Below are 17,448 nucleotides of genomic sequence, written 5' to 3' on the forward strand. Positions count from 1 at the left end.
CTTGCGGCCGCCGGCGATCCCGCCGCGCAAGATCAGGCCGCGAGCAGACGCAACCCCTGCGTGACATCAGTGCGCACCGCCAGACGCAGCCCCGGTTCGTCGCCCGCCTTCAGGGCGGCCACGATCATCCGGTGATGCTGCGGCGGTTCGGTCCGCCCCAACCGGCCATAAAGCGCCCGCATGGTCGGCCCGAGCTGCAGCCAGACCGTCTCGGCCATGGCCAGCATCGCGGGGGCCTGCGCCCGCAGATACAAGGTACGGTGAAACTCCAGATTGGTGCGGATATACCCGACCGCATCGTTCCTGCTGACCACTTCGGCAATGGCGGCATTGATGGTCTGCAACCGGTCGATCAATGCCAGATGCGCACGCGGCAGCGCCCGCGACGCAAGCTCCGGTTCCAGCAGCGCCCGCAGCGCGGCAAGCTCTTCGATCCGCTCGTTCGACAGTTCGGGCGTGGTCATCCGCCCCGAGGATGACATCGTCAGCGCCCCCTCCGCCGCCAGCCGCCGCATCGCTTCGCGCACCGGCGTCATGGACACGCCGAACTGTTTGCCCACCCCGCGTAGCGTCATCGAGGCGCCGGGCGTCAACTCGCCATGCATGATGCGCGTGCGCAGCGTGCGATAAAGGCGGTCATGGGTGGCGCTTCCGGCATCGCCCGGCCGATTCTGTAGCAGCATCCTTCGAGTGTGATCACAAACCGTGACACCGTCAATCGGCAAAGCGAACCCGCTGCAACGTCGATCCGTTGGCACGCAGCCAGCCCCGATGCGCGCGATACGTGGGGCAAAGCTGTTCCACCAGCGCCCAGAACGCCGCCGAATGGTTCATCTCTCGCAGATGCCCCACCTCATGCGCGGCCACGTAATCCAGCACCTCGGGCGGGGCCATGATCAGGCGCCAGGAATACATCAGATCCCCGTTGGACGAGCACGATCCCCAGCGCGACCGCGTGTCGCGCAGGGTCAACCGGCCATAGCCGCAACCCAGGGCGGCCGCGTGCCGATCCGACGCCAGCGCCAGCCGGTCGCGCGCCGCGTGTTTCAGAAAGGCCGCGACCCTTTGGCCCACCCGGGCCGGATCGGCCGGCACCAGCAGCCGCCCGCCCTCTAGCCTGGGGCTGCGGACCGGCGCGGCGGTGATCGCCACCGGCACCCCTTCGAAGGGAACCGTTTCCCCGATTCGCACCACCGCAACGCCGGGATGCGATGTCAGGTGCCCGCGAATCCAGCTCTCCTTGTCGCGCAGAAAGGCCAGCCCTTCGTCCAGCGGGGCGCTTTTGGGCAGGGTCAGCGTCACGCGTCCGTCCAGTTGCGACACACGCAGCGAATAGCGGCGCGCGCGCGCCGACCGGCGCAGCGCGACCTCGATCGGCGGCTCGCCCGGCAATTCGGCGGAGGTGACTTCGGCGCGTTTCATCGCCGCCAGATTAGCAACGCCGCCCGGCCTGTGCAGCCTCAAATGCGCGGCTTTCGCGGATTGTGTTCAAAACGGCTTTGACACCCTGGGGGACTTGTGGCAGTTGGCTGCGACTCTGAACAGACATTATCGATTGAAGGGGACCTCTATGCCCAAGGAAGAATGGGGCGTTAAGCGCGTTTGCACGAACTGCTCGACCCGGTTTTACGACCTTCAGCGGAACCCGATGACCTGTCCGTCCTGCGGACACAGCTTTTCGCTGGAAAGCCTGGCCAGCGGCAAGGGCCGCACGCTTGTCGCCGACAAATCCGATGCCAAGTCCGAACCCGAAGTGGTTGCCGATCTGGATACGGATGACGACGTGCTGGACGATGACGACACCGAGGTCGATCTGGGTGACGATGTTCTGGAAGACGATGAAGACGACAACGTCTCGCTGGACGATATCGCCGATGTCGCAACGGATGACGACGAGACCTGAAGAGCAGAGGGCGGTGGTTTTTTCGCTTGATCTCCACCGCCTGCTTCCATAGATACACGCGGGCAGGCGGCATAGCCTGCCACACGGTCGGGGCCATAGCTCAGTTGGGAGAGCGCTTGCATGGCATGCAAGAGGTCAGGGGTTCGACTCCCCTTGGCTCCACCAAATCACCCCTCATCCTGTCCGCCACATATCGCGCCGGCTGCGCTTCGGTGATCAGCGTTTACAATATCTTCCGCGCCGGGTTCTCGATCGGCAGGTATTCGACACCGGCCCGTTTGACCGGCTGCGGGTAGAGCTTCATCAACTCCAGCACCTCCAGCGGCATTCCGACCGTCACCGGAAGCCCCAGGCTCTGCGCCTCGCTGGCCATCAGCGCATAGTCATGCGTCCAGTAGCCGCCGGCCAGTTTCTCGGCCAATGCCTCGGCCACGGCCAGATCCAGCCGGGGGGTCAGAATCTCGATCGCGCCGCGCTTGACCTGCGCGATGGCCTTTTCGCTGACATCCGCAAGCACCAGCGTCACGTCAGACACCGCCTCGATCGGCTTGGAATCGCGCGCCTTGACGATGCTGGCACCGGGCACACCCACGATCTGCGGGTCGATCGGCCCGAGCATGGAAAACTCTCCCAGCACGATTTCATCCGCCGCCAGCGCGATCAGCGTACCGCCCGACATAGCGTATATCGGCACATGTACCGTTACCTTCGCCGGATGCGCCTCGATCGCGCGGGCGATCTGCAGCGCGGCGATTACCAGCCCGCCGGGCGTGTGCAAGATCAGGTCGATCGGCATGTCCCTGGGGGTTTCCTTGATCGCGGCGATGATGGTCTGGGCATCCTCCAGATCGATATGACGCGCCACGCTCATCCCGAACAGGCTGCGCTTTTCCTGCCGGTGGATCATGGTGATGACGCGCGTGGCACGCTTGCGTTCGATCCGGCGGATCGCCTGCGCCCGGCGTGCGGCGAAAATCTGGCCCGTGACCAGCGGCTGCAGGGCGAAGACGAGAAAGAGAAGAAAGAAGATGCCTGTATCCATGTGCCGTCCGATTCCCTGCTGCCGCGTGCCGTGTGTAGCATATGCGGCGCGCCCGCCGGTCACCGAATTTGCCGCAGCCGCGCAGGCCATCTTGTGAATTGAAAATATCGGCCGAATCCGGCACCATCACCACAGGCAGCAACCTTGCCGGGGCGACATTGACGCCAACGTCAGGCCCCCGTCACGGGATACGAGGCGGTAGCAGATGCAGAAACTTTTCTACGCGGCGCTGATCGCCGCATTCACGGCCCCCGTGGCCCAGGCCGGCGCGATCGAAAGCGCCTGTCTGTCATCGGGGCGCAAGGGCGTGTCGCGCGCCATGTGCGGCTGCATCCAGGATGCCGCCGACCTGACCCTGAATCGCGGCGACCAGAGGCTGGCCGCGACATTCTTCCGCGATCCGCACAAGGCACAGGAAATCCGCCAGTCGGACAACCGCGGGCATGAGGCGTTCTGGCTGCGCTACAAGGCCTTCGGCACGGCGGCCGAGACCTTCTGCCGCTAGCCGGGCACCCGGGTCTTGTGCAACTCGGCCACAAGGCCGTGGCTGGCAGCCTCGATCAGATCAAGCACAAGGTCGAACCCGCCTTCGTAATAGGGATCGGGCACTTCGGCGCGCGGGCTGTTGGCATAGGTCAGAAACAGCTCCACCGGGGTTTCGCTTTCGACCGGGCGCATCCGCTCGAGCGCGGCGACATTGGCGCGGTCCATGGCGAGAATCAGGTCGAACCGGGCGAAATCGCGCGGTGTGACCTGCTGTGCGCGCAGCGGGCTGAGGTCATAGCCCCGCGCCGCCGCTTCGGCCGTGGCGCGGGCATCGGGCGGATCGCCGATATGCCAGCCGCCGGTGCCGGCGCTTTCCACCGCGACGTCCAGCCCCGCCTGCGCGGCAAGCTGGGCGAAGACCCCATGCGCGGTGGGCGAGCGGCAGATGTTTCCCAGGCAGACAAACAGGATGCGTGTGGTCATTTCGTTCTCCTCCTTGCGCGATACTAGCGCAAGGGGGTGGCCGCGACCAAGATCGGCGTTTCGGCCGAGGACGCCGGGGGCTGTCTGCCCCCGGACCCCCGAGGATATTTCGGAAAGATGAAAGGGGCGCGGCGGGCCGGGTTCGGCGCGCCGCGCCGGGGTATCAGTTGGTCATTTTCGTGGTGCCGTGATTCATCTGGCCGTGCATCGGCTTGCGCTGAAGATCGACGGGGATGTCCACGGTGATGTCGCCGGCCTTTTCAAAGCTGAGCGTGACCTGGATCACGTCGCCCTGCTGCAGCGGGCGGGTGAGCCCGAGGAACATCACATGATCACCGCCACGCGCGAGGGCGTGGCTGCCGCCGGCGGGGATGGGAAAGCCTTCTTCGACCTCGACCATCTGCATCACGCCCTGCGCGTCGGAGATATGGGTGTGCAGTTCCACCCGTTCGGCCACGTCGGAAGTGGCACCCACAAGCCGGTCATCGCTGTCGGCCCTGTTTTTCAGCACCATGAAGGCGGCGCCCGATTGCGACAGCATTGTCGAGGCGCGGGCGTAGGGATCTTCGATCATGATGCCGTCTGCGAGGGCAGGCAGGGCGAAAGAGATGGCGGCAAGCGCCGCGAAAGCGGATTTCTTCAGGGACATGACGTCCTCCCGGTATTGGATTGTCTGTTTGCTGGTCTGTCTTGCGTCAGGCCGGCACCGGGGGCCCGCGCGCCATCGCAGACAGACGGGCCCGCCCCGGAAGGGTCAGGGCCGCGGGCAGGGACAGGTATTCGCCATCGGCCAGCCGGCGCAGCGGCAGCACCGGGGGCGAGGTCGTGACCGAGATGAAGGCGGCGACGCCATCGGGGCAGATATGCGGCGGGCCCACCGGGTTGCCATCGGCATCGACGGTGATGGTCTGCAGCCCGAGGCCCGAGCAGATGACCATCTCGCCCGCGGCCGGGGCCTGGCCGCGCGCCGCCGCGAGGGTGAACGAGGTCAGGCTGAGCATTAGCGCCAGCAGCGTGGCAAGGAGGGGGCGCAGCAGGGTCATCGGGCAGGGTATAGAGGTGCGGAACCGGCGGCGGAACGCGCCAAAAGGAAGCGGCCCCGCCGGTTGCCGACGGGGCCGCTGCACATCACAGCCGAAAGACAATCAGGCGGTTGCCTGAGTCTTTTCGACGTCTTTCTTGATTTTCAGAGCTTTCTCGGAAAGCTCGGCATCCTTGGCCTTGGCCAGGAACGCATCGAGGCCGCCGCGGTGATCCACCGTGCGCAGCGCAGATGCCGACACGCGCAGTTTGAACGAACGTCCCAGCGCGTCGGAGATCAGCGTCACGTCATTCAGGTTCGGCAGAAACCGGCGGCGGGTTCTGTTCTTGGCGTGGCTGACATTGTTGCCAGTCATCGGGCCTTTTCCGGTCAGTTCGCAGACGCGCGACATGGGTCTCTTCCTTGTCTCGTATAAACACTTAGGGCGCCGCATGAGCAGCGCCTCGAATTCCGTTCGGGTGCTTTAAGGGCAAAACCGGGGCGGCGTCAAGTGATTCATCTCAGGCTGTGCGCCGGTTCCGGGCGGCATCATCCGTTCAGCGCCGCCAGCATCTGGGTCGCGGCGCCGGAAACGCTGATCTCTCCACGCGCGACGGCGGCGCCGAGCCTGTCCATCTGCGCCCGCGCGTCCGGGTCTTTCTCGAGCCGGGCGAGCAGACCCAGGCGCACCTCTTCGCCGAACCAGTGGCGGGCCTGCTCGGCGCGGCGGGCATCGAAATGACCGTTTTCGCGCCGCCACGCCGCAAGCGCCTGCATTTCGCCCCAGGCGTTTTGCAGCCCCTCCTCCTCCAGCGCCGACACTGTCATTGCCTTGGGAAAGCCTTCGGGATCCTGCGGGCGTTTGCGCAGCAGGCGCAAGGCACCGGCGTAATCGGCGCAGGTGCGCATGGCGGCGGGTTTCAGATCACCATCGGCCTTGTTGACCAGAATGATATCGGCCATCTCCATGATACCGCGCTTGACGCCCTGCAATTCATCCCCGCCGGCCGGGGCCAGCAGCAGGATAAAGAGATCGGCCATTTCGGCGACCATGGTCTCAGACTGGCCCACGCCCACGGTTTCGATCAGCACGATATCGAACCCCGCCGCCTCGCACAGGGCCACCGCATCGCGGGTGCGCCGCGCCACGCCGCCGAGCGCGGTCTGGCTGGGCGAGGGGCGGATGAAGGCGTTCGGCTCGCGCGTCAGCCGCTCCATCCGCGTCTTGTCGCCCAGGATCGAACCGCCGGAGCGGGCGGAACTGGGATCGACCGCCAGCACCGCCACGCGCAGCCCCTGCCCCGTCAGCATCATGCCGAAGCTTTCGATGAAGGTGGATTTGCCGACGCCGGGCGTACCCGACAGCCCGATGCGCAGCGCCTGCCGCCCGCTGCCGGCCAGCCGGTCGAGCAGCGCCACGGCCCGGGCGCGGTGATCGTCGCGGCCGCTTTCGACCAGCGTGATCGCGCGGGCCAGCGCCCGGCGTTCGCCCGCGCGGATGCGGTCTGCAAGTTCGGCGATATCCATTGCGGCCTCCGGCTGATCTGAAGGCCTGTTTGCCCTTGCCGGGCCCGCCCTGTCCAGAGCAGAGGCAGGATTTTCCGGCGATGCCGCCGGTTTACGAGCAGCGGGCGGGCCACGGGCCGCCATGGCTGGGATGGGGTGCGGGCATCGCGCGACTTGCGCATCCGCGGCCTGACCTTCCGCCCTGTTCCGCCGGCACTGGCCCCGCTCCGGCAAATCACCGATAACGGCGGGATGAACCGCTTCGCCCTGCCGATCGACGATGCCCTGCCCGACCTGCTGCGTGCCCTGCGCGATGCGGGCCGCGCGGTGCTGCAGGCGCCCCCCGGCGCGGGCAAGACGACGCGGGTGCCGCTGGCGATGCTGGAGGCGGGGCTGTGCGAAGGCCGCATCCTGATGCTCGAGCCGCGCCGTCTGGCCGCGCGGGCCGCGGCCGAGCGGATGGCCGAAACGCTGGGCGAAACCGTCGGCCAGACCGTGGGCTACCGGATGCGCGGCGAGGCGAAGGTCGGCAAGACGACGCGGATCGAGGTGGTGACCGAGGGTATCCTGACCCGGATGCTGCAATCGGACCCCGCGCTTTCGGGCATCGATGCGGTGGTTTTCGACGAATTCCACGAACGCTCGCTGAACGCTGATCTGGGGCTTGCCCTGACGTGGGAAGTGCGCGACGCGCTGCGCGACGATCTGCTGGTGCTGGTGATGTCGGCCACGCTGGACGCGGCGCCGGTGGCCGCACTGCTGAACGACGCGCCGGTGATCACCTCGCAGGGGCGCAGCTTTCCGGTGGAAACCCGTTGGCTGGAGCGGCCCCTGCCCAAGAGCCAGCGCTATGAGCCTGCCGTCGCCGCGCTGGTGGAACAGGCGGTGGCGGAAACATCCGGCGGCGTTCTGGTCTTCCTGCCCGGCGAGGGCGAGATCCGGCGGGTCGAGGGATTGCTGAAAGGCCACCTGCCCGCGGATTGCGCGATTCGCCCGCTGTTCGGCGCGATGGAGTTCAAGGCCCAGCGGGCGGCGATCGCCCCGGCACAAACCGGGCGCAAGGTGGTGCTGGCCACGTCGATCGCCGAAACCTCGCTGACCATTCAGGACATTCGCGTGGTCGTCGATGGCGGCCGCGCGCGGCGGGCGCGGTTCGATCCGTCGTCGGGCATGTCGCGGCTGGTGACCGAACGGGTCACCCGGGCCGAGGCCGAACAACGCCGGGGCCGCGCCGGCCGGGTGGCCGAAGGCACCTGTTACAGGCTCTGGACCAAAGGCGAAGAAGGCGGGATGCAACCCTTCCCACCCGCCGAGATCGAGGCCGCAGACCTGACGGGGTTGGCGCTGGAGCTGGCGGTGTGGGGCGCGCAGCGGGCCGAGGAACTGGCCTTCCTGACGCCGCCCAACCCCGGCGCGCTGGCCGAGGCACGGGGGCTGCTGACCGCCCTGGGCGCGCTGGATGCACAAGGGCGGATCACCGCGCACGGCCGTGCGCTGGCCGCCCTGCCGCTGCATCCCCGCCTGGGCCATATGCTGCTCATGGCTGGCAGGACGGCCGCACCGCTGGCCGCACTGCTGGCCGAACGCGACCCGCTGCGCGGCGCGCCGGTGGATCTGTCTCTGCGGCTGGAGGCCGTGACCGATCCGCGTGGCTTCGCCGAACGCCGCCCCTTCGCGCCCAACCGCGCCGTGGTCGAGCGCATCCGCGCCGAGACGAAACGGCTGGCCCGCGCCGCGCCCGATGCCCCCGCGATGAGCGTGGCGGAAATGGCGGCACTCGCCTACCCCGACCGGATCGGGCTGCGCCGCAAGGGCGACGCGCCCCGCTTCGTGCTGTCGGGCGGTAAGGGCGCGGTGATCGACCAAGACGATCCGATGGCCGGCGCCCGCCTGATCGTGGCGCTCGATCTGGACGGCGACGCGCGCGAGGCACGGATCCGGCTGGCCGCGCCGCTTGCCGAGGCAGAGCTGCGCGGACTCTACGCCGATCAGATCAGATGGGCAGATGTCTGTGAATGGTCGCGCCGCGAGCGCCGCGTGATGACCCGCCAGCGCGAGATGTTCGGCGCGCTGATCCTGGATGACCGGATCTGGAAGAACGCGTCCGAAGACGCGATCGCCCGCGCCATGCTGGACGGCGTACGCGAACTGGGGCTGCCCTGGTCCGACGCCGCGCGGCGGTTTCAGGCAAGGGTGGAACTGCTGCACGACGCGGGTGCCGACCTGCCTGATTTCTCCGACACCGGGCTGATGGACCGGCTGGAGAGTTGGTTGCTGCCGCATCTGGGCGGCGTCAAAACCGCCGATGCGCTGAAACGGTTCGACGTCACCCCCGCCCTGCGCGCCGCGCTGACCTGGAACCAGCAACAGCTGGTCGACCGCCTGGCGCCCGCCCATTTCGAAACGCCGATGGGGCGGCGAGTGCCGATCGACTATTCCGGCACGGCACCGGAAATTTCGGTGCGGCTGCAAGAGATGTTCGGGGTAACCGTGCACCCGGTGATCGGGCCCAACCACCTGCCACTGCGGATCACGCTGCTGTCGCCCGGACAAAAGCCGGTACAGACCACGATGGACCTGCCGGGGTTCTGGGCAAGCTCCTATGCCGATGTGCGCAAGGACATGCGCGGGCGGTACCCTCGCCATCCGTGGCCCGAAGATCCGACCGTCGCCGCGCCGACGCTGCGGGCGAAACGGCGCGGAGGGTGATCTTCTTCATCTTTCGACAAGTATCCCCGCCGGAGGCAAGAAAGTTCTGGCGCGGCGAAAAGATTCCATGCCTCCGGCGGGGATATTTTCAGGAAAGATGAAGGCAGCTACAGCCCCAGACAGTAGCGCAGCACCGCCTTCTGCGCGTGCAGGCGGTTTTCCGCCTCGTCGAAGATCACCGAATGCGGCCCGTCCATTACCGCGCCCGTCGCCTCTTCGTCGCGATGGGCGGGCAGGCAGTGCATGAACAGCGCGTCGGGTTTGGCGTGGGACATCAGCGTCTCGTTCACCTGATAGGGGCGCAGCTGGTTGTGGCGGCGTTCGCGCGCCGATTGCGGGTCGTGCATCGACACCCAGGTATCGGTGACGACCAGATCCGCGCCTTCGACCGCGCGGCGCGGATCACGCTCGATCTCCGCTTTCACGCCCTTGGCGCGGGCTTCCTCAAGGAACGCGGCCTCGGGGTCCAGCGTCGGCGGGCCGGTGAAGGTGAAATCGAAACCGAACTGCCCCGCCGCCTGGATGAACGAAGCGCAGACATTGTTGCCATCGCCGGTCCAGACCACTTTCCGGCCCGCGATCGGGCCGCGATGCTCTTCGAACGTCAGGATATCGGCCATGATCTGGCAGGGGTGGGTGCGGTTGGTCAGCCCGTTGATCACTGGCACGGTGGCATATTCCGCCATCTCCAGCAGCGTTGCCTCTTCGAAGGTGCGGATCATGATCAGATCGACATAGCGCGACAGTACGCGGGCGGTATCCGCGATGGTTTCGCCATGGCCCAACTGCATGTCGCTGCCCGAGAGCACCATCGTCTGGCCGCCCATCTGGCGCACGCCCACGTCGAAGGACACGCGCGTGCGGGTCGAGGGTTTTTCGAAGATCAGCGCGACCATCCGACCCTCCAGCGGCAGACCGGCATCCGGCGCGCCCTTGGGCCGGCCGGCGCGGGCCTGTTTCATCGCGCGGGCCTGATCGATCATCGCCCTCAGGTCGGCGGGGTCGGTAGTATTGATATCCAGAAAATGCGTCATCTTACTGTCCCTTGGGGGCTTCCCCCTTCAAATTTGTCTCTGGCCGCAGTGCGGCGCCAAGCGTCTGCGCGGCCCGGTCCAGCCGTTCGATGGCCTCGGCGATATCCGCGTCGGGGATATTCAGCGCGGGCAGGATGCGGATCACATTGTCGGCCGCGGCCACGGTCAGCACGTGCTGGGCATAGCCTGCCTTGACCATATCGCCGTTCGGCACCTTGCATTTCAGCCCCAGCATCAAGCCCGAACCGCGCACCGCCTCGAACACGTCGGAATGCGCGGCCACCAGCCCTTCCAGCCTTTGCCGCAGCAGCCCCGCCTTGCGGTTCACCTCGTCGAGGAACGCGGGCGCGGCCACGGCGTTCATCACCGCCAGCCCCACCGCGCAGGCCAGCGGGTTACCGCCATAGGTCGAGCCGTGGGTGCCCGCCGTCATGCCGCTGGCCGCCTCTTCGGTTGCCAGCACCGCACCCAGCGGAAAGCCGCCGCCGATGCCCTTGGCCACCATCATGATGTCGGGCGCGATGCCGGCCCATTCATGGGCGAACAGCCTGCCGGTGCGGCCCATGCCGCATTGCACCTCGTCCAGGATCATCAGCACGCCGGTTTCGTCGCACAGGTCGCGCAGGCCCTTCAGGCACTGATCGGGCACCGGGCGGATACCGCCCTCGCCCTGCACCGGTTCCAGCAGCACGGCGCCGACCTCGGGGTCTTTCATCGCCGCGAAGAGCGCCTCGTGATCGCCGAATTCAAGATGCACGAAACCGGGCAGCAGCGGGCCAAAGCCCTTGGTCATCTTTTCGGAGCCGGCCGCGGCGATGCCCGCCGAAGACCGGCCGTGGAACGCGCCCGAAAAGGTGATGATCTTCACCCGTTCGGGCTGGCCCTTGTCGTACCAGTATTTGCGCGCCATCTTCACCGCCAGCTCGCAGGCCTCGGTGCCCGAGTTGGTGAAGAACGCGGTGTCGGCGAAGCTGTGTTCCACCAGCGCATCGGCCAGCGCCTGCTGCTCGGGGATCTGATAAAGGTTCGACAGGTGCCACAGCTTGCCCGCCTGTTCGGTCAGCGCGGCGATCAGCGCCGGGTTGGCATGGCCCAGCGCATTCACCGCGATGCCGGCGCCAAGGTCGAGGTATCGCGACCCGTCCGCCTCTGTCAGCCAGGAGCCTTCGCCCTTGACGAAGCTGAGCGGCGCGCGGTTGTAGGTCGGCAGAACGGACGGGATCATGGTACGTGTCCTTGCAAATGGAAGCCCGATAGGTGCCAAAGGCACGCGGGCAAGTCAACGATTGTGGGAAGGATGCGTGCCGGGCACGCGGGATCAGGCGTCAGGCGCGGCGGCGTCGACGTCGGACAGCGGGGATATGGGTCCGTGTGATCATGCCATGGCGATAATCCCAAACGCTGCGCCTGTCCAGCCCCGGAGGGGCCGCGGCGGGCATGAAAACCCCGCGCATCTGCACCCGCGAAACGCCCGGGCGAAGGAAATTTTGCCCGTGATCGCCGGTGCGGGGCGCAAAAGCCGGGGGGCGGCCACCGCAACTGGTTGAAATTTCGCCGCCGCCCCCCAGATATGCGTGTCTGCGCCGGGCTTGTATCCCGGTGCCCACCCCGAATAGAATGGGGTCTGAAGAATTTTCAAAGGTGACCGGCCTGGAATGGGCCCATGGGTCTGCCGGACACCGCCAGCCAAGGAAATGACATGTCCTGGACCGAAGAGCGCGTTGAGACGCTGAAGAAAATGTGGGGCGAAGGCCAGTCCGCCAGCCAGATCGCGAAAGAGCTGGGTGGCGTCACCCGCAATGCGGTCATCGGCAAGGTGCATCGCCTGGGCCTTTCCAACCGCACCGGCGGCGGCGGATCGGCCAAGGCCGCCCCGAAGGAAAAGCTCGCCAAACCCGCCGCCACCGCCGCGCCGAAGCCCGAGCCTCAGGTGAAAACCGAAGCCGAGGCCGAAGAGAAGGCACCCGCCGCGCCGGTTTCCGTCGTTCCCGCCGCCGCCGCCCCGGCGCGGCGCCAGATCATTCCGGCCGGGCAGCCGCTGCCGCCGCAGCCTTCGGCCAATGAGATCAGCCCCGAGGCGCTGGCCTCGGTTCGCGAGGTCGAGAAGAAGGCCAAGAAGCTGACCCTGATGGATCTGACGGAGCGGACGTGCAAATGGCCGATCGGCGATCCGGCGACCGAGGATTTCTGGTTCTGCGGCCTGTCGGTTCAGCAGGGCAAACCTTATTGCGAGGCCCATGTCGGCGTCGCGTTTCAGCCAATGAGCTCGCGCCGCGACCGCAAGCGCTGAACGCAAGCCAGCCACATGTAGAAACGAGGCGCCCCCGGGAAACCGCGGGCGCCTTTTTTCACCCCGCCACGGGCAGGCCGTTCAATCGCCCTTCAGAAGGTTCCGCAGACCCCGTGCCGCCTCGTCGCCCAGCTTTTTCTTCAGCGCGTCTTCAAGGCTGCCGTCGGTGGCCGGGTCCACGCCCAGCTCTTTGCCGATATCCTCGCGCAGCTCTTTGAGCCGCTCCTCTTTCTCCCCCTCGGCGATGGCCGCCAGATCGATCGAAAGTCGCGGGCCGGACCACGGGCCCCTGATGTGCAGCGGCAGGCTCAGCCCCCCGGCCCCGTCGGCGCCCGGCAGGGCCACCGGCACGATCCGATAGTCCAGCGTCTGCGCGCCGAGGTTCACCACGCCCTTGCCCGAGGCGGTCAGAAGCGGGGCAAGCAAGGTCAGGTCGGAATTGCCAAGCACACCGTCCTTGATACTGAACTGCCCGGTGATACTGTCAAAGATCGTCCGCGCATCCGCGCCAGCGCCAGCGCCGGGCACCGTCCGGCTGCGCAGGATCTGCGCCAGATCGAGCCCCAGAAACGCGCCCTGCCCGAAGGCAAGCGCGCCGCTGCCCGACAGGCTTTGCATGATCGCGGCGGGCGATGCGCCGCTGCCAAGAAACGTCAGCTGCATGTCGGCGCTGGTGCGCAGCCTGCGAAAATCGGCCACCTCGCCCAGCAGGGGTTGCATCGCCATGCCCGCCAGCGTCAGGTCGCCGCCGACCGACACCCCGCCGCGCCCGTTCAGCACGAGGTTGCCGGTGACCAGCCCGTCATAGGCCCGCACCTCGCGCAGGTCGACGGTCAGCCGCCTGTCGTTCAGCGTGGCAAGGAGGCGGCTGTGGCCCAGCCGGACGCGGCCCAGATCAATGCTGTCGGCCGCCAGGGCAAGCTCGGCGTCCAGCGCCGACAGGGCACTGACGTCGATCGGATCGGTGGACCAGCCGCCCGCACGTGCCCCGCCCCCGCCGCCCGACTTGCCGCCCCGCCCGGCGGGGCCGGCCGTGAGGAAGGCGCCAAGATCCAGCGCGCCGGCAGTGAACTGGCCGTTCAGCCGGGGTTTGCCGTCAAGGAACAGATCGGCCTCGCCGGTGATCCGGTTACTGTCCTGCGTCAGTGCCACCTGGCGCAGATGTAGCGAGCCTTCGGGCGCATAGGTCACCTGCCCCGTCAGCCGCAGAATCTTGCCCACACCCGCCGGCAGCTCCGGTGCGGGCTGCCCTGCGGCCCGAAACAGCGCCGGAAGGTCGGCAAGATCGGCGTCGAGCGTGCCGCTGGCGGCCAGCGGCGCCTGCCCGCCATGCCCGTCAAAGGCGATGCGCGCACCGCCCGCGCGCAGCTCGGCCGTCAGCGCGGTGTCGTCACCGGCCAGAAACGGCGCGGCGGCCGCGGCGGTGGCGTTCAACGACACCGGTTGCCCGTTGACACGGGCCTCGAGGCTCAGCGTGGCGGGCCCCTGCACCGCGGGAAGCGAAAGGGTGGCCTCCACCGCCTCGGCGCTCTGGGTCCGGCCGGTGCCGTGGTCGATGAAGCTCAGCGCGCCGTCCGTGATCGTGGCCTGACCGATGGTCAGCGCCCGTCGTCCGGCCTGCGCCCCCTGTGTGCCGTCCGGCCCGGCCGCCGTGGCATTGGCCTGCGTGTCGAACACCCAGTTCGCCCGCCCGTCCGCCGCGCGTTCCAGGGTGATGCGGGGCGCGCGGATGCCAAGCTCCTTGATCTCGACATCGCCACGCAGCAGCGCACCAAGATCCAGCCCCACCGAAAGCCCTTCGGCCTGCAGCAGCGGCGCCCCGCTCGCCCAATCGGCGTTGGAGACAGTCACCGGCCCCGTCGAGACCCCGATATTGGGATAGAGCGAGGGCCGCAGCCGCCCGCCGAGCGTGACCTCGCGCCCGGTGGCGGCGCGAAGCTGATCACCTGCCAGCGCGCCGATCCGCTCGGCCGGCAGCAGAAACACCGCCGCGACAAGCACCACCACCAAAAGCACGAGCGAAAGAATGATCCGGAAAAGCCAGCGCATCATGCACCCCCGCGTTGTTGCCCGACAAATAGGAGGCCGCGCCGCCCGGGGCAAGCGCCGCGCCGCCAACCCGCCAGAACCGGCAAGGATTCTCCGCCCCGCGCCGGAGCCCCGGCATCGGAGCCGCCCCTAGGCCGGCGCAGGCCCGATCCGCAGCAAGCCCCGAGGAATAGCCCTTCAAGGGCGCGGCCTTCGGGTATATATGCGCGGGCATGAGCACCAACCCGCCGAACCTTCGCCCCGACCTTGCCCCCGCGCCGCGCCTGGCCGATACGCGCCGCCCCGGCCAGCCGACCGTCGGCATGGTCAGCCTGGGCTGCCCCAAGGCGCTGGTCGATTCCGAACGCATCCTGACGAGGCTGCGCGCCGAAGGCTATGCCATCTCGCCCGATTACAGCGGCGCGGATGCGGTGATCGTCAACACCTGCGGCTTTCTCGATTCGGCCAAGGCGGAATCGCTCGAGGCGATCGGCGAGGCGCTGGCCGAGAACGGCCGGGTCATCGTCACCGGCTGTCTGGGGGCAGAGCCCGACTATATCACCGGCGCACACCCGTCGGTTCTGGCCGTGACCGGCCCGCATCAATATGAACAGGTGCTGGACGCGGTACATGGCGCGGTGCCGCCATCGCCCGATCCGTTCATCGACCTGCTGCCCGCCAGCGGCGTCAGCCTGACACCGCGCCACTACAGCTATCTGAAGATCTCCGAGGGCTGCAATCACAAGTGCAAGTTCTGCATCATCCCCGACATGCGGGGCCGTCTGGCCAGCCGCCCGGCCCATGCCGTGCTGCGCGAGGCGGAAAAGCTGGTGCAGGCGGGTGTGCGCGAATTGCTGGTGATCAGCCAGGACACGTCGGCCTATGGCGTGGACATCAAACATTCCACCGAGCGTGACCACCGCGCCCATATCACCGATCTGGCGCGCGATCTGGGCAGCCTGGGCGCCTGGGTGCGACTGCACTACGTCTATCCCTACCCGCATGTGCGTGACCTGATCCCGCTGATGGCGGAAGGGCTGATCCTGCCCTATCTGGACATTCCGTTTCAGCATGCCCACCCCGACACACTGAAACGCATGGCGCGGCCCGCCGCGGCAGCGAAAACGCTGGATGAAATCGCCGCATGGCGCGAGGTTTGCCCCGAGATCACCCTGCGCTCGACCTTCATCGTCGGGTATCCGGGCGAGACCGAAGCGGAATTCCAGACCCTGCTGGACTGGATGGACGAGGCCCAACTGGATCGCGTCGGGTGTTTCCAGTACGAGAATGTCGCCGGCGCCCGGTCGAACGCCCTGCCCGATCACGTCGCGCCCGAGGTCAAGCAAGAGCGCTGGGACCGGTTCATGGAAAAGGCACAGGCGATTTCCGAGGCCAGGCTGGCCGCCAAGGTCGGCCGGGTGCTGCAGGTGATCGTGGATGAGGTGGACGACGAGGCCGCCACCTGCCGCACCATGGCCGACGCGCCCGAGATCGACGGCAACCTCTTCATCGACGAAGGGTTCGAAGAGTTGAAACCGGGCGATATCGTCAGTGTCGAGGTAGACGAGGCGGGCGAGTATGACTTGTGGGGACGCCTGAGCAGCTAGGTCGGATGGCCAGGCTGCCCGGCAAGACGAGCCACGGCCCGCACACCAAAGCAAGCCCGTACAGGCGCGACGCCCGGATGTGCGCGCAGCGACTCGTTCAAAGAGAACCGTCGCCCCCCTAAAGACCTTGGAAAGCGCCTGCTTTCCGATATGGCAGAAGAACGAAGTTGTTCGGTGCGCGTGCCACCTGACTGGACGACAACGCCCGTGAAATCAGTTGAGAACCAGGTGTCGAATGCCATGCGCAAATGACTCTGGCGAGCGGAACAACCTTAAAATCTTGGGTAGCCTCTCAGGCTTTGCCAAGCAATACCAACCCAAATGTCAGACATTTCTGACCCACGCAAATATCGCTTTGTATAGTAACAGCGAAGTCCACCGAAAGACGCCGGTACTGCTTCGGGTCTGCCAGACCCGGTAGCGCCCGATCCCGATCTTTTCCCGGTTCCAGCACTCCAGCTTCGCGAGCCCGCGCCCTGCAACACCGGCAAGGCCAGACAGCTGCTCCGGATATCCGGAGCAAAGAAAAGGCCACCTCGACCCCAAATCCGAACACAGACCCGGTGGAACGATCCCGTTTCTCGCCGCGATCCGCGAAATGATGCTCGCAGGGGTCTCCCCGTCAAAGGGGGTAACGGTCAGGCCGAGTTTCACATTCTATCCCAGACGCGCAGTTGGCCGCAGCGTACAAGGAATGCGTGGCAATCCGTGTCCACAATGGCCCTCACACCTTCGCTTTCGGGGGGACGCCGGCGTCCTCAAAGGCGCGCACCACGTGGATGTTGTCGCCTGCCTGCTTCCGGAAGCGGCCGGCACACCACCGACCAAGGCGCAGGTTGAACAGGCCGCACGATGCGAGACGGCGCGCGCGTCTGCCGCCGAGCACAAGCAGGAGCCTGCAGGCGTTTCATCCACGTCCGGCAAATCCTTTGCCGTCCTGGCCGTGCTCCTCAGGGTGCTCAGCCTGATCGGTCTGGGTGTGGCCCTGTCGTGACCATCAAATGAAAGGATCTGAGACATGACCCAATTTTCGGACAACCCTGTGCAGGACCAGGGGCCCGGGCGCTAACACGAAATGTCGCAGCAGCCCAACCACGCCCCCCGCGACCCGGGGTCCGGTCGGCTCGAGGGGCGCGTGGCGCTGATCACTGGGGCGACTCAGGCATCGGGCGCGCGACTGCTGTCCTGTTCACCCGCGAAGGCGCCCGGGCCGCGATCCTGCACCTTACTTAGCGAGGACGCGGATGCACAGGCCACCCTGCAGGAGGTCATGGAGAAGGGGCGGACGGCATGATCCTGCGCGGCGACGTGGCTGAGGGACCGCCTCGGGCTGGGTGGT

At 67.1% G+C, this 17,448-nt stretch carries 17 protein-coding genes and 1 tRNA gene; 7 read left to right on the forward strand and 11 right to left on the reverse strand.

Annotated elements, in window-relative coordinates:
• Window positions 1-32: 32 nt before the first annotated feature.
• Together GGR17_RS04865 and GGR17_RS04870 are read right to left on the reverse strand one after the other, a co-directional pair.
• Window positions 33-683 carry a GntR family transcriptional regulator gene (locus GGR17_RS04865; protein ID WP_037211174.1) on the reverse strand — a complete coding sequence of 217 codons (651 nt, stop codon included), beginning with the start codon at window positions 681-683 and terminating at the stop codon, window positions 33-35.
• 31 nt (window positions 684-714) lie between these two features.
• On the reverse strand, window positions 715-1,422 hold the full coding sequence (locus GGR17_RS04870) for a M48 family metallopeptidase (protein ID WP_054537863.1): 708 nt from the start codon (window positions 1,420-1,422) through the stop codon (window positions 715-717).
• A gap of 148 nt (window positions 1,423-1,570) precedes the next feature.
• Here GGR17_RS04870 and GGR17_RS04875 point away from each other — a divergent pair, with 148 nt between their 5' ends.
• Both GGR17_RS04875 and GGR17_RS04880 read left to right on the forward strand, forming a co-directional pair.
• The gene (locus tag GGR17_RS04875) at window positions 1,571-1,903 is read left to right on the forward strand and encodes a TIGR02300 family protein (RefSeq protein ID WP_054537862.1); all 333 of its coding nucleotides are present in this window, start codon (window positions 1,571-1,573) and stop codon (window positions 1,901-1,903) included.
• Window positions 1,904-1,992: 89 nt separating this feature from the next.
• Window positions 1,993-2,068: transfer RNA gene (locus GGR17_RS04880), tRNA-Ala, on the forward strand.
• 58 nt (window positions 2,069-2,126) lie between these two features.
• On the opposite strand, the gene GGR17_RS04885 is transcribed toward GGR17_RS04880, so the two are convergent.
• Window positions 2,127-2,945: an SDH family Clp fold serine proteinase gene (locus tag GGR17_RS04885; RefSeq protein ID WP_054537861.1), complete on the reverse strand. Its 819-nt coding sequence runs from the start codon at window positions 2,943-2,945 to the stop codon at window positions 2,127-2,129.
• A 205-nt stretch (window positions 2,946-3,150) separates the two neighbouring features.
• Between GGR17_RS04885 and GGR17_RS04890 the strand changes: the two genes are divergently transcribed.
• On the forward strand, window positions 3,151-3,450 hold the full coding sequence (locus GGR17_RS04890; RefSeq protein ID WP_037211183.1) for a hypothetical protein: 300 nt from the start codon (window positions 3,151-3,153) through the stop codon (window positions 3,448-3,450).
• Here GGR17_RS04890 and GGR17_RS04895 read toward each other — a convergent pair.
• The 5 genes from GGR17_RS04895 to meaB all read right to left on the reverse strand — a co-directional run bounded on the left by GGR17_RS04895 (window position 3,447) and on the right by meaB (window position 6,462).
• Entirely contained in the window at window positions 3,447-3,914 is a 468-nt protein-coding gene (locus GGR17_RS04895; protein ID WP_054537860.1) for a low molecular weight protein-tyrosine-phosphatase, read from the reverse strand. The genes GGR17_RS04890 and GGR17_RS04895 overlap by 4 nt on opposite strands.
• Before the next feature lie 163 nt (window positions 3,915-4,077).
• Entirely contained in the window at window positions 4,078-4,563 is a 486-nt protein-coding gene (locus GGR17_RS04900; protein WP_054537859.1) for a copper chaperone PCu(A)C, read from the reverse strand.
• A gap of 46 nt (window positions 4,564-4,609) precedes the next feature.
• A complete protein-coding gene (locus GGR17_RS04905; RefSeq protein ID WP_037211191.1) occupies window positions 4,610-4,957 on the reverse strand; it encodes a hypothetical protein in 348 nt (115 codons plus the stop codon).
• Between the two features lie 102 nt (window positions 4,958-5,059).
• Window positions 5,060-5,347, reverse strand: a complete 288-nt coding sequence (gene rpmB, locus GGR17_RS04910; RefSeq protein WP_037211194.1) for a 50S ribosomal protein L28 — start codon at window positions 5,345-5,347, stop codon at window positions 5,060-5,062.
• A gap of 137 nt (window positions 5,348-5,484) precedes the next feature.
• On the reverse strand, window positions 5,485-6,462 hold the full coding sequence (gene meaB, locus GGR17_RS04915) for a methylmalonyl Co-A mutase-associated GTPase MeaB (RefSeq protein ID WP_054537857.1): 978 nt from the start codon (window positions 6,460-6,462) through the stop codon (window positions 5,485-5,487).
• A gap of 231 nt (window positions 6,463-6,693) precedes the next feature.
• Between meaB and hrpB the strand changes: the two genes are divergently transcribed.
• The gene (gene hrpB / locus GGR17_RS04920) at window positions 6,694-9,150 is read left to right on the forward strand and encodes an ATP-dependent helicase HrpB (RefSeq protein ID WP_054540289.1); all 2,457 of its coding nucleotides are present in this window, start codon (window positions 6,694-6,696) and stop codon (window positions 9,148-9,150) included.
• 107 nt (window positions 9,151-9,257) lie between these two features.
• Here the strand turns inward: hrpB and argF are convergent, their stop codons facing one another.
• Together argF and GGR17_RS04930 are read right to left on the reverse strand one after the other, a co-directional pair.
• Entirely contained in the window at window positions 9,258-10,184 is a 927-nt protein-coding gene (gene argF / locus GGR17_RS04925; protein ID WP_054537856.1) for an ornithine carbamoyltransferase, read from the reverse strand.
• A 1-nt stretch (window position 10,185) separates the two neighbouring features.
• Window positions 10,186-11,409 carry an aspartate aminotransferase family protein gene (locus GGR17_RS04930; protein ID WP_054537855.1) on the reverse strand — a complete coding sequence of 408 codons (1,224 nt, stop codon included), beginning with the start codon at window positions 11,407-11,409 and terminating at the stop codon, window positions 10,186-10,188.
• A 474-nt stretch (window positions 11,410-11,883) separates the two neighbouring features.
• On the opposite strand from GGR17_RS04930, the gene GGR17_RS04935 reads away from it, so the two are divergent.
• Window positions 11,884-12,474, forward strand: a complete 591-nt coding sequence (locus GGR17_RS04935) for a GcrA family cell cycle regulator (protein WP_054540288.1) — start codon at window positions 11,884-11,886, stop codon at window positions 12,472-12,474.
• Between the two features lie 81 nt (window positions 12,475-12,555).
• Here GGR17_RS04935 and GGR17_RS04940 read toward each other — a convergent pair whose 3' ends face one another.
• A complete protein-coding gene (locus tag GGR17_RS04940) occupies window positions 12,556-14,523 on the reverse strand; it encodes an AsmA family protein (protein ID WP_162231802.1) in 1,968 nt (655 codons plus the stop codon).
• A 212-nt stretch (window positions 14,524-14,735) separates the two neighbouring features.
• Here GGR17_RS04940 and rimO point away from each other — a divergent pair, with 212 nt between their 5' ends.
• Window positions 14,736-16,109: a 30S ribosomal protein S12 methylthiotransferase RimO gene (gene rimO, locus GGR17_RS04945; RefSeq protein WP_054537853.1), complete on the forward strand. Its 1,374-nt coding sequence runs from the start codon at window positions 14,736-14,738 to the stop codon at window positions 16,107-16,109.
• Window positions 16,110-16,884: 775 nt separating this feature from the next.
• Window positions 16,885-17,103, forward strand: a complete 219-nt coding sequence (locus GGR17_RS04950) for a hypothetical protein (protein WP_054537852.1) — start codon at window positions 16,885-16,887, stop codon at window positions 17,101-17,103.
• The last annotated feature ends 345 nt before the right edge of the window (window positions 17,104-17,448 follow it).

This window comes from Actibacterium naphthalenivorans (assembly GCF_014196965.1).
In the GTDB taxonomy this organism is placed as follows: domain Bacteria; phylum Pseudomonadota; class Alphaproteobacteria; order Rhodobacterales; family Rhodobacteraceae; genus Actibacterium_A; species Actibacterium_A naphthalenivorans.